This is a genomic window from Agrobacterium sp. GW821-FHT14E08 (assembly GCF_058803865.1).
In genome coordinates, this window is the sequence record NZ_JBXAPJ010000003.1 from 622,866 (window position 1) to 637,442 (window position 14,577).

Here is a 14,577-nt window from a genome sequence, read left to right on the forward strand (position 1 = left end):
ACGGACCGGCGTTCCCCGCGTTTTCCTTGCACGACCCACAGGGCGGCGCAACTGAACTCAAGGGACCTGATCGGCATTTGACCGATGGGCGAACTGGGTGTTGCGCCGTCTGAATGGCGACAGCGCACGCGCTGTCCCACGAGATGAAAACGCAGTCCCGATTTATTTGGGACAAGGAGCGTTGATATCAGGAGGCCGCAATGTCCGCCGTTCCAGCCGATCCCCGTTATGAGCCGCCGATGCCGGTGCCGCCGCAGCCCGACATACCACCTGTCGACGAACCGGAACCCGACCGGTTGCCGGATGAGGCGCCGACACCCAATCCCGACGAAAACGATGGTCCGCCGAAGGTCTTGTAATGAGTGGCTGGAAATCTTGGTCGGGTTTCACCGGGAAGACAGGGTCGCTTGTGGATGATCGGTCAAGCGCTAGCTTCGACATCCGGTGGCCCTCTTAACTCTCAAATTTCTTGCTGACAAAGGCGGAGCCTTCAAGTCCGAAACGCCAGGGGTAATCCTGCGCGCGGCTGATGCCGATGCGTCTGCCGCTTGTGACTGAGGCCGCTTCTTTTGGCAGGTGGAGAAAAAACGGCGGAGCATCCAGCGGCCTGCCGTCCATGTCTCCGGTAATGGCGAGCGCCTGACACAGCCTGCCGGGACCGGAACATAGAAGTTTCAGCTTGTCAGTTCCCCGCCGCAGTTTCATCATCTCTATGCCGGTCCTGGGTTCGATGGCGCGCAGAAGCACGGCGGAACCCGGCGCGCAAACGAAGTTGGCGCACCAGTGGATGCCGTAAGACCGGTAGACATAAAGACGTCCGGCCGGACCGAACATCGCCCTGTTGCGCGGGGTCTGCCCGTTGAAGCTGTGGGATGCCGGATCGTCCGGATGGTAGGCCTCGGTTTCCACGATGACGCCGCCGGCATTGCCGATGCGAAACTCGGCGCCGATGAGGTCGCGGGCTACGTCCAACGCATCACGCAGGAAGAATTTCTCCTGCATTTCCGGGCCAAAGGCCTGATCCATCTGGAACCCCTTCTGCTCTGCCATCGTTGTGAATTCAGGTTTCAGTGTGTTGTCGCGTCGGATGTTACGCCGATGCTTTTCAAACCGGAGGGCATGTCATGCAACTTTCCACGACCTATGTAAAACGCAATAACGGGGTGATCTCCGTGGAATTCGTCGGCAGTGACGGTGATCAGGTCTCTGTTCGCCTTGCTGATGGTCTGGAGGGGATCGGCGATGACGAGGCCATCAAGCGCGCGAGCGCGGTGATGGTTCAGCTGACGGCATTCGGAACGCGACAGGGTGCGGATGCATCCTCGCAATTCTCCGCTCTCGGCACGGCGCAGGATGAAGCACCACATGGTCAGGCGAGTGCCCGCACATCGAAGGATCGCGACATTCTGGAGGAGGAGTTGGAAGAGGGGCTGGAAGACAGCTTCCCGGCGAGCGATCCGGTCTCGGCGACGGTCACGTCAATCGCGTCGAGAAAAGGAGGGCTGTGACGTTGGCGGATGGTAAAGTCGCACTCGTCACCGGCGCTGGCTCCGGCATCGGCCGGGCCGCTGCCCTTCACCTCGCTGCCGCAGGTTTCTCCGTCGGCCTTCTTGGCCGCACCGAATCCGAATTGCAGGCGGTGGAAAATGAGATTGCCGCCATTTCCGGCGCCTCGAAGGTCCTCGTCGCCGATGTGGCGGATGAGGCGGCCATGCGACACGCAGTCGCAGCGCTTGTGGAAGATTTCGGCCGTCTGGATGTCGTGGTGGCCAATGCCGGCGTCAACGGCGTATGGGCTCCTATCGACGAGCTACAACCTTCCGAATGGGACGACACGATCCGCATCAACCTGCGCGGCACCTATCTTACCGTCCATGCCAGTGTCCCGCATCTGAAGGCGGCAGGTGGCGGCTCCATCGTCATCGTCTCTTCCATCAATGGCACCCGCACGTTCACCTCGCCGGGCGCCACCGCCTATTCCGTCACGAAAGCGGGGCAGCTTGCCATGGCCCAGCAACTGGCGCTGGAGCTCGGGCGTCATCGCATCCGTGTCAATGCGGTGTGTCCGGGTGAGATCGAAACGGCAATTGACGAAAATACCGACATACGCGGGCGCGACAAAACCGAGATACCGGTCCGGTTTCCGGCGGGCGACATTCCGGTGACGGGCGGGGTTGCAGGGATGGGCGAAGATGTCGCCGCGCTGATCGGTTTTCTGGCGTCCGACCAGTCGCGCCACATCACCGGCACGCCGGTATGGATTGATGGCGGGCAGGGGCTGCTTCGGTAACAACAGCTCCATCACAGGCTTGTGTGCATATGATTAACGAATGGGTAACGTCTGTTCACGAGACTTTGTCCATGTGCGAGGTTGCCGCGTTGTGGCCACCTTCGCTAGTTAAGCGTCTGCCGGAAAGGCGGGCAAATCAGGCGGGCAGAACGATCCATGGGTATGAAGGCACTGCTGGATTTCGCGGTTGCGGAGTTGCGGTACAGGGTAAAGGCGGGGATGAGGGTGGCTGCGATCGTTGCGATCGGCGGCAGCCTTGCCGCATGCACTTCCATGGGTCTCGATAGTGTGAAGAAGGACCCGCCGAAGCTGTCGTCCAAGATGATGGCGCAGATGTCCGCCAAGAGCATGCGCCCGGAAAGCCCGGTCCTCGTTCGCATCTTCAAGCAGGAAAGCGAACTCGAGGTCTGGAAGATCGATAAGACCGGAAATTATGCGCTGCTGAAGACCTATCCCATGTGCCGCTGGTCCGGGAAGCTCGGGCCCAAGATGAAAACCGGCGACAGGCAGGCGCCTGAAGGTTTTTATCATGTCTCGGCGGGTATGCTGAACCCGAATTCGCAATATTTCGTCTCCTTCAACCTCGGTTATCCCAACCGGCTGGAATCGGCGCTCGGTTACACCGGTGAAGCGCTGATGGTGCACGGCGCCTGTTCCTCTTCGGGCTGCTATGCGATGACCGATCAACAGGTTGGCGAGATTTACGCCGTCGTGGCGCGCGCGCTGCAGGGCGGGCAGGACCGTTTTCAGGTGCAGGCCTATCCTTTCCGCATGAGCGCCCGCAACATGGTGGCGCATCGGGACGATCCCAACATGCCGTTCTGGAAGACGCTGAAGGAAGGCTACGACTATTTCGAGGTGACGCGTCGGCAGCCCAAGGTGTCCGTCTGCGGCCGGCGATATGTCTTCAACAGTGAATTTGCCGAGGGCGAGCCCGCCGATCCGCTGGCTGCCTGCCCGCCCGCCATCAATCAGCAGGACCCGCTGGTGGCTTCGAAACTGGCTGAAGAGCAACAAAAATTTGCCGCCGCCATGAGTGAGGGAACCACTGCTCCCCTCAGCGCGTATGTAGACGGCGGCATGCATCCGAGCTTCCGTGCCATCCTGAAATCGAGTGGCGCCAAGGCCATGGCATCGCAGGTTTCCGGCACGAAGTACCCTATCAGCCGCCCCGAGGCGGCGCTGGCAGATCCCTTTGCCAGTGTGAGATGACGTAAATGAGGTTTTTCAATTGAACGATACGACAACGACCCGGCGGGGTTTCCTGCTTGGAGCAGGTGGACTGGCGCTTGCCGGCCTTGCGGGCTGTAACACCACGGCGCGCGAGGCGACACGGCCAGCCGCTCCGGCCGACGACCCGATGTATGCCCTGATGTACGGCCCCAAGCCGGACGAGCAGTTTCCGCTGCCGGAAATTCCCTACAAGCGGATTCCGCGCCAGTTCCTGCGGCAAATGGTGGAAAATCCGACCGGTGAGCGCCCCGGTATTATCGTGGTCGATACCGCCAACCATTTCCTGTATCTCACCTATGAGAACAATCAGGCCATGCGTTACGGCGTCGGTCTCGGCCGCGCGGGCTTCGAATGGTCCGGCCGTGGCGTGATCCAGTACAAGCGGCAATGGCCGCGCTGGACGCCGCCTGATGAGATGGTTGCCCGCCAGCCGGAACTGGAGCCCTATAGCAGCCGCAACGGCGGCATGGAGCCGGGCCTCAAGAACCCGCTCGGCGCCCGTGCGCTCTATATCTTCAAGGACGGCAAGGATACGATCTATCGTCTGCACGGCTCGCCCGAATGGTGGACGATCGGCAAATCCGTCTCCTCCGGCTGTGTGCGCCTGCTGAACCAGGATATTATCGATCTCTACAACCGTGTGCCGGATGGCACGCCTATCGTGGTGACCGCGCTCGGGCCGGCACAGCAGGGCGTGCCGATCGGGCAGGCGGGCGTGCCCGTGGCGCAATATGGCGGCGGCGTTGTCGGTGACGGCCTGTCGCAGCCGATGCAGACCTATTGATATGGAAAGATTTCCAGCCGCCTGAGACGGCGGCTGGAAAAGCTGCGCTATTTGCATTTTCTCACCCCGGATTGGATCCGGGGTCCGATGCGACCAAATCTTGATCGCGAACACTCTTCTCACAGCGCAGACACGCAATGGCTGGACGTCTGCTCGAGGCCGGCACGGAAGAGACGGCCTCAAACCCTTTACCATGCACTCACGCGACGCGGCGCGTCTCTCCCCGGCTTTCGTCAATTTCCATCGCAAGACGGAAACGCGATACCAGCGCGCGCAGCTTTGCCGTTTCCGCGGCGAGCATTGCGGAGGCGGCGGTGGATTGTTCCACCATGGCCGCATTTTGCTGGGTTGCCTGGTCCATCGAGTTCACCGCCGCGTTGACTTCGGCAAGGCCGGTCGATTGTTCGGCTGCCGATGTGGCGATGGCGTTCATATGGCGGTCAATGCCGGCGATCCGCTCGCCGATATCTTTCAGCGTCATGCCGGTGTCGAGAACCAGCTTCACGCCGCTTTCCACTTCCGCCGATGATTGCCGGATATGGCCCCTTATCTCGCTTGCGGCCTTTGCCGAGCGCTGGGCAAGATCACGCACTTCCTGCGCCACAACGGCGAAGCCTTTGCCGGCCTCGCCGGCGCGGGCGGCTTCCACGCCTGCATTCAGCGCCAGGAGATTGGTCTGGAAGGCGATTTCGTCGATGACGCCGATAATGCCGGTGATCTGCCGCGACGAGGTTTCGATGCGGCGCATCGCCTCTTCGGCATGGCCGACGACTTCCGCCGATTTCAGGGCGCTTTCGTTGGCATCGGTCGCCGCAAGGCGTGCTTCGGCGGCGCGCTTGTTGGCATTCGAGACATTGACGGTGATTTCTTCAAGGGCGGCGGCCGTCTCTTCGAGGGAAGCTGCCTGATGTTCGGTGCGGCGAGAAAGATCGTCCGCCCCCGCCGCGATCTCGCGGGTGCTGCCGTCAATTGTGGCGACACCGTCGGATATAGCGAGAAGCGTTTCGCCGAGCTGCTTGACTGACCTGTTGAAATCATGGCGCAGGCCCTCGAATTCCGGCGCGAAGGCGACATCCAGCTGGAAGGCGAGATCGCCCGATGCAAGCCGCTTTAATCCGGCGGCAAGACCGGATGTGGCGATGCGCAGCCGCTCCGAGGCATGCTCTTCCGCCTGGCGTCGTGCTGCCTGCTGGTTGAGTTCAGCCTTTTCGCGCGCATCCGCCGCTTCCTGTTCCAATGCCCGATTGGCAATCGCCGCCTGCCGGAATATTTCGACCGCGCCTGACATGGAGCCGATCTCGTCCTTTCGGTCAATGCCGGAGGCTGCCTGTGACGTATCGCCACTCGCAAGGGTTTCCATCGTCTTCGACAGTTGCAGGATGGGACCCGTTACCGTTTTGCGGGTGAAGATGAAGAGGCTGACACAGAAGAGCGTTGCCAGAACCAGCAACCCTTTCAACAGGAGGTCGATTACCGCCTTGGTCTCCTGGCTCTCCGCGACAGTGGCCGCGGAAAGCGCGTCGATCTGCTCGCCCGCCTTTTCCATCGCTGCCTCAAGGGCGCTGAACTGCTGCATGAAATCCGGGATCATTTTTATCGCCGCGCCCGGATCGGTGTTGACAAGGCCGACCACCTTCTTGGCGATTTCCAGATAGGAATGAAGTGGCTTTTCCACGCTGTCGATAACGGCTTTGGCGTCCGTCCCTTCAGACAGGGCCTCGTTTTTCTTTATGGCTTCAAGGAATGTAGCTTCGTGTTCGGCAAGGTCGGCCTTAACCGCATCAAAGGACAAGCCCATCATATCATTGGTAGAAAGAACGGCTGCCAGCACATCCGAGCGCAACGCATCGTGCATCATGTCGGCAAGCATATGATTGTGAAGTATTTCTGCCGAGCGCGATACTTCCGCGCTGTTACGGTTGAGGGTCTCCGTCGCCCATATGCCGATGCCAACGGCGCTTCCGGTGAGGGAGAATATTGCGATGCTTGCTAATATTATCTTTTTCTGAATCGACGCCATGGGGCCGTTCCCGCTCCGTTGGTTATACTGCGGGAAAATAATAGAACATGCTTAAGAAATGATCTATTTTGCTATGTTTTTGATAAAATTCAAAAAGGCTGCAATTTGTATTGCAGCCTTTTCTTTATTAGTAATGTATAATTTTATTTCGCCCTTTTCAGAGCGTCGCCGAGGATCGAGATGATGTCGTCGAAATGCGATTTCTCGGCGATCAGCGGTGGCGAAAGGGCGATGATGTCACCGGTGACGCGGATCAGCAGGCCACGCTCGAAGCAATCCGTGAAAACCTCGTAGGCGCGGGCGCCGATGGCACCGTCACGCGACTGCAGCTCGATGCCGGCAATGAAGCCGATTGTGCGGATGTCGATGACATTCGGCAGGCCCTTCAGGGAATGGATCGCATCGTGCCAGACATCCTGCAATTCGGCGGCACGGGTAAAGAGACCCTCATCGCGATAGATGTCGAGTGTGGCGATGCCGGCGGCGCAGGCGACGGGATGGCCGGAATAGGTATAACCGTGGAACAGCTCGATCTGGTTTTCCGGCCCGTGCATCAGCGCGTCATGCACCTTGCGGCTGGTGAAGACCGCGCCCATGGGGATCGCGCCGTTGGTGAGGCCCTTGGCAGTGGTGACGATATCAGGCGTAACGCCGAAATAGTTGCTGGCGAAGGATGAGCCCATGCGCCCGAAACCGGTGATGACCTCATCGAAGATCAGCAGAATGCCGTGCTTGTCGCAGATGGCACGAAGACGCTCCAGATAACCCTTCGGCGGCACCAGCACGCCGGTGGAGCCGGCGACAGGCTCGACGATGCAGGCGGCGATGGTTTCAGCGCCATGCAGCGCGACCAGCCGTTCCAGATCGTCGGCAAGCTCTGCGCCGTGCTCGGGTTGGCCCTTGACGAAGCTGTTCTTCGAAAGATCGTGGGTATGACGCAGATGATCCGCAGGGATTTGCGGGAAAACGCGGCGGTTATTCACGAGGCCGCCGACGGAGATGCCGCCGAAACCGACGCCGTGATAGCCACGTTCACGGCCGATGAGGCGGCTGCGGGTGCCCTGGCCGATGGCGCGTTGATAGGCGATGGCGATTTTCAGCGCCGTATCGACCGATTCCGAGCCGGAGCCGGTATAGAAGACGCGGTCAAGCTTCGCGCCTTCCGGGCCGGGAGCGATTTCCGCCAGCCGTTCGGCAAATTCGAAGGCGACGGGGTGGCCCATCTGGAAGGAGGGCGCATAATCCATGGTCGAAAGCTGATGTTTGACGGCAGATGCGATCTGATGGCGACCGTGGCCGGCATTGACGCACCAAAGGCCAGCCGTGCCGTCGAGAACCTGACGACCATCGTTGCTGGTGTAATACATGCCCTCGGCGCTCGTCAGCAGGCGGGGATTGGCCTTGAACTGCCGGTTGGCGGTAAATGGCATCCAGTAGCTGTCGAGCGAGGTGGAATTGGATCGGCTGGGGTTATCCATGGTGGTTCTCCTGTTCGTTGCCGATGATTGAAAGCTATTTTTCTGACTGAACAAGCCCTTTTCTCTCAGTGGCGAAGCTATTGAAAATGCTATAGGTGAGAGCGAGAGTTTTCGATATTTCGAACAAGGGCAACGGGGGCTCACGCATGTCGGTGGATATAGGCGGGCGTTTGCGGCATTTGCGGCTGCGTCACAATATTTCCCAGCGCGAACTGGCGAGACGTGCCGGCGTCACCAATTCGACGATTTCGCTGATCGAATCCAATACCTCCAATCCATCTGTCGGCGCGCTGAAGCGTATTCTCGACGGCATACCGATCGGCCTTGCCGAATTCTTCGCCTTCGAGCCCGAGACAAGCCGCAAGGCTTTTTACCGGGCGGACGAACTGGTCGAAATCGGCAAGGGCCCGATATCCTTCCGGCAGGTCGGCGACAATGTCTTCGGCCGCAGCCTGCAGATACTGAAGGAATGTTACCAGCCGGGCGCCGATACCGGCAAGGTTCCGCTGGTGCATGACGGTGAGGAAGGTGGGATCATACTTTCGGGGCGTCTGGAGGTGACGGTCGACGAGGAGAGGCGGGTGCTTGGACCGGGCGACGCCTATTATTTCGAAAGCCGCAGGCCGCATCGCTTCCGTTGTATCGGTCCCGTACCCTGTGAGGTCATCAGCGCCTGCACGCCGCCCACTTTCTGATTCTGCCGTCTTTTGCCCGATGCGACATGTGGCAGACACCTAGGCCATCGTGGGGGCTACAGAATCTCTGCCGGGGAGGAATATTTTCGACCATGTGTCGGGGCTTTGATACGAATTCTCGCCATTGTTTTGCCGCTTTTACGCCGCTCTTGCAATTTTTCCATCGCTTTTTCTTGGCAAACTGTGAGTGGTGGTTAAAAAAATCCCGGCTAATATGTCAAATTTTATATGCATTGCCGCAATCCTGTTGCGCCGCAAAAAAATTTAATAGTCTGTTACACGCATAGCTGTTCTTGGCGTTCCTGTGTCATCTCATCAAGTCATAAGAAACATATAAGAAAAGACTATCCGGAGCCGAAAACGCTATACATGCCGGACGGACACCCATGCTCTGGGAACATGGCCCCCTGCACATTTGTTTCTTTTTTATGCAACCGATAATATTGCCCGGACGTTGATCGGCCGCTCCCGCAAGAAATCGCATAGACGGTCATAGGCAATGTGCCTTACAAAAAATCCATTAGCATCAAATTCAGAACACAGACTTGTTATCTCTTTTAGACGGAAAGACACGCCTCCGGGCACCGACCAATCGCAAAACATAAATGGAGTTCTCTCTATGAAGTCCGCGACCCAATCGGCTGAACAGACACTCAGCAGTTCCGAAGACTTCGATGTCAGTTTTCCTATCGGGGGCATCGCAAAACGTAGCTTCGATATGACATCGGCTGCACTTGCGCTGCTCATCTTCAGCCCGCTTTTCCTGTTGATCGCCGCGCTGGTGAAATTCTCCGATCCTGGCCCCATCTTCTACGGCCACCGGCGTGTGGGCCATAATGGCCGTTATTTCCATTGCCTGAAATTCAGGACGATGGCGATGAATGGCGACGAGATGCTGCGGCAATATCTTGCCGCCAATCCGGAAGCCGCCGAGGAATGGCGCGCGACCCGCAAGCTCAAGAACGATCCGCGTGTTACGGCCGTCGGCGCCGTGCTGCGCAAGCTCTCCCTCGATGAACTGCCGCAGCTGCTCAACATCATTCGCGGCGAAATGAGCGTGGTTGGCCCGCGCCCGGTCGTCGACGAGGAGCTGAGCTACTATGAAAGCGCTGCCGCTTATTACCTCAGCACTCGTCCGGGCCTGACAGGCTTGTGGCAGATCAGCGGCCGCAATGACGTCTCCTACAAGACCCGTGTGGCCTTCGACACGCAATATGTGCAGAACTGGTCGATGCGGCAGGATGTCTTCATCATCGTCAAGACCATCCCCGCTGTGTGCCTGTCGCGCGGCAGCTACTGAAACCAATATTGAGTTCGGCTTTATCGATCTTCGTTTCGACACGCACCCTGACCGGGATCCCAAGTCCGGTCTTCGGGTGCGTCATTGGTGCTAATCATACTGGCCGCTTTTTGCGGCGCTGCGCAACCGGCACTGTCCGGTTGCTCTATCGCCTGATCGCCCGCGCGGCGGTCCGCAAACAGGGAGTTTCCCGATGAACGGCCTTTTCGCCGCCACCCGTCACCCGCTCGCCGCCTTCGTGCTTGCTGCATCCGTTGCCTTCGCCGCACCGCTCTCCGCCTTGGCCGCCGATGGCGCCCAATACAAGCTCGGCACCGCCGATAAGCTGCGCATCCGTGTTGCCGAATGGCAGCCGGCCGATGGCAGCATACGCAACTGGGATGTCATCAACGGCGATTATTCCGTCGGCCCGTCCGGCGCGCTGTCCTTGCCCTTCATCGGCCAGCTGGAGGTGGCGGGGAAAACGCCGTCGGAAGTCAGCGAGGCGATCGGCGCGCAGCTTCAGAGCAAATTTGCCCTTCGTAACCTGCCTTCGGCTTCCGTCGAAATCGCCCAGTTCCGGCCGATCTTTCTGAGCGGCGATGTGCAGACTCCAGGCGAATATCCATACGCCGCCAATCTGACGGTGCTGAAGGCGGTCAGCCTTGCCGGCGGCCTAAGGCGTTCCGATGCCGGGCAGCGTTTTGCCCGCGACTTCATCAATGCGCGCGGCGATGCCGCTGTTTATGACAATCAGCGGGCAAGACTGCTTGCCCGTCAGGCGCGCCTCGTCGCTGAAGTAAAGGGTGATGCGGCCATCGCCAAGACGCCGGAAATGGAAAAGATTGCCGAGATCGATACGCTTCTCGCCAGCGAAAGCGCGCTGATGAAGTCCCGGACGGAGCGTTACACGCTGCAGCTCAAGGCGTTGACGGATCTGCATGCCCTTTTGCAGAGCGAAGTCGAATCCCTGAACAAGAAATCGGAAACACAGAACCGCCAGCTCCAGCTTGCCAATGAGGACCGCGACCGCGTCAACCGGCTGAACGAGCAGGGGCTAGCGCTCTCGCAGCGGCGTATTTCCGCGGAAGAGCGGGCGGCGGAAGTGGAATCCACCCTGCTCGATATCGACACGCAGTCGCTGCGTGCCAAGCAGGACATCAACAAGGCGACCCAGGACGAAATCAACCTGCGTAACGACTGGGTGGCGCAGCGCTCCAAGGAGTTGCAGGATACCGAAGCGGAACTCGACAAGCTCAATCTGCAGCTGACCACCAGCCGCGAATTGATGTCTGAGGCGCTGGCGCAATCTGCCGAGGCGATCCGTTTCGACCCGTCGGGAAAATCCGCAACCATCAGCTACGTCGTGGTGCGTGAGGAAAACGGCAAGCCGAAGGAAGTGAAGGTCGATGAAAATGCGATGCTTCAGCCCGGTGACGTCATCAAGGTTTCATCCGAAATCCTGATGCAGTGAGGTTTGCATGCGGATTGCCAAATCGGCGCTGATCGATCCCGAACGCAATGAAGCCTATGGAATGGCGGCGATCGCGCTGTCATTCTTCGTGTTCGCTTATTCGTCGCGCTTCGGGCAGATTTCCGTGCTGGCCTATTATGGCATGTGGCTGCCGCTGGTGGTGGTCAACTACCGGCAGGTGCTGGGCAATTATCCGCGTTATCTGTGGATTTTCGCTTTCGGTATCCTGACCGTGCTGTCCAGCTTCTGGTCGGAGGCTGCGTCAGTGACCATGCGCGCCTCCATCCAGTACATGACGCATATCGTCTGCGCGCTGATTGCCATGCGCGTGATTTCCATCCGCACGCTGACGCGTGGCGCGCTGATCGGCATCACGGTCGTGCTGCTTTATTCATTGCTGTTCGGCATCTATCTCTTCGATGCGCTTGATGGAACCTATAGTTTTGTCGGTGCTTTTTCGTCGAAGAACCAGCTCGGCTTCTACGCCTCGCTTGGAGTCATTTTTGCCGCCTCCTCCGTGCTGGTCCTCAAGCAAAGGGGTATCTGGCTGCCAATTGCCGGTGTCACCGGGCTTTTATCGGCCTATAGCCTCCTCGCGTCGCAATCGGCCACATCAACCATTACCACGGCGGCCGTGGTCGCCCTCATCATCGGTTTCATTCCGATCGGCATGCTTTCGCCCGCCAACCGCAAGATGACCTTTTTCGCGCTTGGCGGTCTTGGCGCATTGCTGGTTGTTGCCTCCCTGCAATTCGGCCTGCTCGATGCCATTCTCGGCATTTTCGGAAAGGATTCGACGCTGACCGGCCGTACCTATCTCTGGCAGCAGGGCATCGAGGCCGCAAAACAGACGCCGATCCTCGGTGTCGGATATCAGGGGTTCTGGGTGGCGGGTTTTGCCGATGCCGAACGCCTGTGGAACGACTTCTTCATCACTGGCCGCAGCGGTTTCCACTTCCATAACACCTATATCGAGACGGTTGTGGAGAACGGCTTCGTCGGCATGATCCTGCTCGGCATGGTGCTTTACGGAACGCTGCTTGGCCATCTGCGTTCGGTGCTGATGCGAAAGAGCGATCCGCAAGGCGTTATCCTCTTTGCCATCTGCGCGCTCTTCGTCGTTCGCTCCTTCGTGGAGATCGACATCATCTTCCCGTATCAGATCGGTTCGTTCCTGCTCTATTTCGCAGCCGGAAAATTGTGCCTGCCGGTAAAAGCGGCGCGGGGCAGCGTGCACCTGACCAGCGTTCGTGGCGGTTTTTCTCACCGCCATTCCGGCCTTGAGACGGAAACCAGCCAGCCCAAGTCCTTTCGCTGAAAGAACTCGTCTTCGCCGCGCAGACGCGCGTCGACTAAGGTCGGGATGACGCAGGAGAGATACTTCTAAAGATAGTCCGCCGAAACGTGCGGGCTGGCGTGGATGAAGCTCCAAATATCCTTGCTGACCTCGACAATATCCGCGATCGACTTTTCGAGGTGCTCTATTTCCTTCTCGTCCATGCGTTCGACCTTGCCGTAGCGGACCTTGCTGTCGTCTTCCACCAGCCGCATCAGCTGGGTGCTGGCGATTTCGCCCTTGTCGTCGAAGGAATAGATGCAATGATTGTATTTGTTGCGCGTTTTCGCTTCTTTTTTCAGCCGCGCCATGATGGAGAGAATGGTCTTGCGGTCCTTCGCCTCCGTGGACGGCAGTTTTGCGAGGCGCTCGATGAGGTCCATACGCGCCCGCGTGGTGTTGAGCGTCAGAAACACAACGATGGCCGCTTCCTTCTCCACTTTCAGGAGATGGACGATCAGATAGATCATCAGGCTTTCAGTGTTGGTCCACACGTAATTCAGCCTGCCGACCAGCAGCAATACATCCGACATCGCCGCCATGCCGCTTCTCCCGCCCCGACGAAATATATTCGGATATTATATGCTGATCGCTGCGGAAAAGACAGTGTAGGTTACTGATACTTCTTCATCTTTCCTTGAAGGCGCGTGACATGCTGTCCGATATGGGCTTGGTCAGATATTCGAAGAAGGTGCGTTCCGAGGTCTGGATCAGAACATCGGCCGGCATGCCGGGAACGGGGTGGAAATTATGGACCTTGGCGATCTCGTCGTCGGGAACCTGCACGCGCACGATATAGACGTCCTTGACCTGCAGGCCGGCATTTTCCTCAATACTGTCGGCGGAAACATAAAAGACCTTGCCATTCAGGACCGGTGTTGTGCGGCGGTTCAATGCCGAAAGACGGATCGCGGCGGTCTGGCCTTCGTGCAGCTGGTCGATGGAGGTTCTGAGAACCTGCGCTTCGAGGATCAGCGGAACATGGGCGGGCAAGATTTCCATGATCGGCTTGCCGGTGGTGATGACGCCACCCGGCGTATGGTAATAGGACCGCACGACGGTGCCATTGACGGGGGAGCGGATGACGGTGCGTTCCAGCACTTCGGCGGCACCGCGAACCTGTTCGCGCACACTGTCGAGATCGGATTCCGCGGTTTCAAGCGCATCGAGCGCGGCCTGCTTGTTGGCATTGACGGCGATGACCGCTTCCTGCTTGAACTTGGCGATTTCCGCTTCGCTCTGGTTCATCTCGCCGCTCAGGCGCGCGATGTCACCCATGGCGTCGGCAATGGCACGCTCCAGCGCCAGCATGTCCGTTTTGCGGATAACGCCGTCCTTGGCGAGCTTTTCCTTGGAATCGCGCTCCTGTGTCAGAAGCGCCAACTGCCGGTCGAAAGACTGTTTTTGACCGTCATAGCCCGCATAGCGAAACTCCAGCGACCGGATGTTCTTGTCGATCAGGTTCAGCTGTTCCTCAAGCTTGATGAGCTTGCTGTGGAATACGATGTTCTGGCTCTGGATGATGGCGTTGATATCGGGGTCACCGGCTTCCTTCATGACGATGTCAGGCACTTTGAAGTTCTTTTCGCCCTGTGCCTCGGCGCGCAGGCGCACCACGATGGTTTCGAGGCGAAGCCGCCGCAGCTGCAACATGCGTTCATTGGCAAGTGCCGTTGTCTTGTCGAGCGTCAGGAGAACGTCGCCTTCCTTGACGGTATCGCCTTCGCTGACCATCATTTCCTTGATGATGCCGCCTTCCAGATGCTGGACGACCTTATTGTTGCCGGTGGCGACGAAGCTGCCCTGCGCGATAATGGCCGAGGAGAGCGGCGCGGTGCCGGCCCAGAATCCGAAGCCGCCGAAAGAGGCAAGCAGCACGGCAAGACCGATGGAGCTGTGCAGACGAATGGAGCGCGGTACTTCACTGTACCATTCGAGCTGGCCCTGGGGTTTGACTTCGACAATGGCATTTTTCTTCTTGAACATGA

The 14,577-nt window shown here is 58.8% G+C and carries 14 protein-coding genes; 9 read left to right on the top strand and 5 right to left on the bottom strand.

From position 1 onward, the window contains the following. Positions 1–200 precede the first annotated feature (200 nt). A complete protein-coding gene (locus AC1ROR_RS15585) occupies positions 201–359 on the top strand; it encodes a hypothetical protein (protein ID WP_080837499.1) in 159 nt (52 codons plus the stop codon). A 94-nt stretch (positions 360–453) separates the two neighbouring features. Here AC1ROR_RS15585 and AC1ROR_RS15590 read toward each other — a convergent pair whose 3' ends face one another. Continuing rightward, on the bottom strand, positions 454–1,026 hold the full coding sequence (locus AC1ROR_RS15590; RefSeq protein WP_498589947.1) for a DNA-3-methyladenine glycosylase: 573 nt from the start codon (positions 1,024–1,026) through the stop codon (positions 454–456). A gap of 98 nt (positions 1,027–1,124) precedes the next feature. Here AC1ROR_RS15590 and AC1ROR_RS15595 point away from each other — a divergent pair, with 98 nt between their 5' ends. The 4 genes from AC1ROR_RS15595 (at position 1,125) to AC1ROR_RS15610 (ending at position 4,307) form a co-directional block, all read left to right on the top strand. Then, the gene (locus AC1ROR_RS15595; protein WP_035220954.1) at positions 1,125–1,508 is read left to right on the top strand and encodes a hypothetical protein; all 384 of its coding nucleotides are present in this window, start codon (positions 1,125–1,127) and stop codon (positions 1,506–1,508) included. Continuing rightward, complete coding sequence (locus tag AC1ROR_RS15600) at positions 1,505–2,290, top strand: SDR family oxidoreductase (RefSeq protein WP_498589948.1); 786 nt, start codon at positions 1,505–1,507, stop codon at positions 2,288–2,290. The genes AC1ROR_RS15595 and AC1ROR_RS15600 overlap by 4 nt, the downstream gene beginning before the upstream one ends. A 156-nt stretch (positions 2,291–2,446) precedes the next feature. Then, positions 2,447–3,502 (top strand): L,D-transpeptidase family protein, encoded by a 1,056-nt coding sequence (locus tag AC1ROR_RS15605; RefSeq protein ID WP_035220950.1) that lies wholly within the window; start codon positions 2,447–2,449, stop codon positions 3,500–3,502. 19 nt (positions 3,503–3,521) lie between these two features. Next, positions 3,522–4,307, top strand: a complete 786-nt coding sequence (locus AC1ROR_RS15610; protein WP_080837493.1) for a L,D-transpeptidase — start codon at positions 3,522–3,524, stop codon at positions 4,305–4,307. A 199-nt stretch (positions 4,308–4,506) separates the two neighbouring features. On the opposite strand, the gene AC1ROR_RS15615 is transcribed toward AC1ROR_RS15610, so the two are convergent. Both AC1ROR_RS15615 and aptA read right to left on the bottom strand, forming a co-directional pair. Beyond that, positions 4,507–6,327 carry a methyl-accepting chemotaxis protein gene (locus tag AC1ROR_RS15615; RefSeq protein ID WP_080837490.1) on the bottom strand — a complete coding sequence of 607 codons (1,821 nt, stop codon included), beginning with the start codon at positions 6,325–6,327 and terminating at the stop codon, positions 4,507–4,509. Between the two features lie 143 nt (positions 6,328–6,470). Then, positions 6,471–7,805, bottom strand: a complete 1,335-nt coding sequence (gene aptA, locus AC1ROR_RS15620) for an omega-aminotransferase AptA (RefSeq protein WP_080837487.1) — start codon at positions 7,803–7,805, stop codon at positions 6,471–6,473. 146 nt (positions 7,806–7,951) lie between these two features. On the opposite strand from aptA, the gene AC1ROR_RS15625 reads away from it, so the two are divergent. The 4 genes from AC1ROR_RS15625 to AC1ROR_RS15640 all read left to right on the top strand — a co-directional run bounded on the left by AC1ROR_RS15625 (position 7,952) and on the right by AC1ROR_RS15640 (position 12,571). Then, positions 7,952–8,500 carry a cupin domain-containing protein gene (locus tag AC1ROR_RS15625; protein ID WP_035220941.1) on the top strand — a complete coding sequence of 183 codons (549 nt, stop codon included), beginning with the start codon at positions 7,952–7,954 and terminating at the stop codon, positions 8,498–8,500. Between the two features lie 619 nt (positions 8,501–9,119). Next, on the top strand, positions 9,120–9,800 hold the full coding sequence (locus tag AC1ROR_RS15630; RefSeq protein WP_003500662.1) for a sugar transferase: 681 nt from the start codon (positions 9,120–9,122) through the stop codon (positions 9,798–9,800). A 193-nt stretch (positions 9,801–9,993) separates the two neighbouring features. Then, on the top strand, positions 9,994–11,253 hold the full coding sequence (locus tag AC1ROR_RS15635; protein ID WP_035220939.1) for a polysaccharide biosynthesis/export family protein: 1,260 nt from the start codon (positions 9,994–9,996) through the stop codon (positions 11,251–11,253). Between the two features lie 7 nt (positions 11,254–11,260). Further along, positions 11,261–12,571, top strand: a complete 1,311-nt coding sequence (locus AC1ROR_RS15640) for an O-antigen ligase family protein (RefSeq protein ID WP_498589949.1) — start codon at positions 11,261–11,263, stop codon at positions 12,569–12,571. Positions 12,572–12,636: 65 nt separating this feature from the next. Here AC1ROR_RS15640 and AC1ROR_RS15645 read toward each other — a convergent pair whose 3' ends face one another. Both AC1ROR_RS15645 and AC1ROR_RS15650 read right to left on the bottom strand, forming a co-directional pair. Further along, positions 12,637–13,131: a hypothetical protein gene (locus tag AC1ROR_RS15645; protein ID WP_035220934.1), complete on the bottom strand. Its 495-nt coding sequence runs from the start codon at positions 13,129–13,131 to the stop codon at positions 12,637–12,639. Between the two features lie 85 nt (positions 13,132–13,216). Then, positions 13,217–14,575: an HlyD family type I secretion periplasmic adaptor subunit gene (locus AC1ROR_RS15650; protein ID WP_498589950.1), complete on the bottom strand. Its 1,359-nt coding sequence runs from the start codon at positions 14,573–14,575 to the stop codon at positions 13,217–13,219. Positions 14,576–14,577 lie beyond the last annotated feature (2 nt).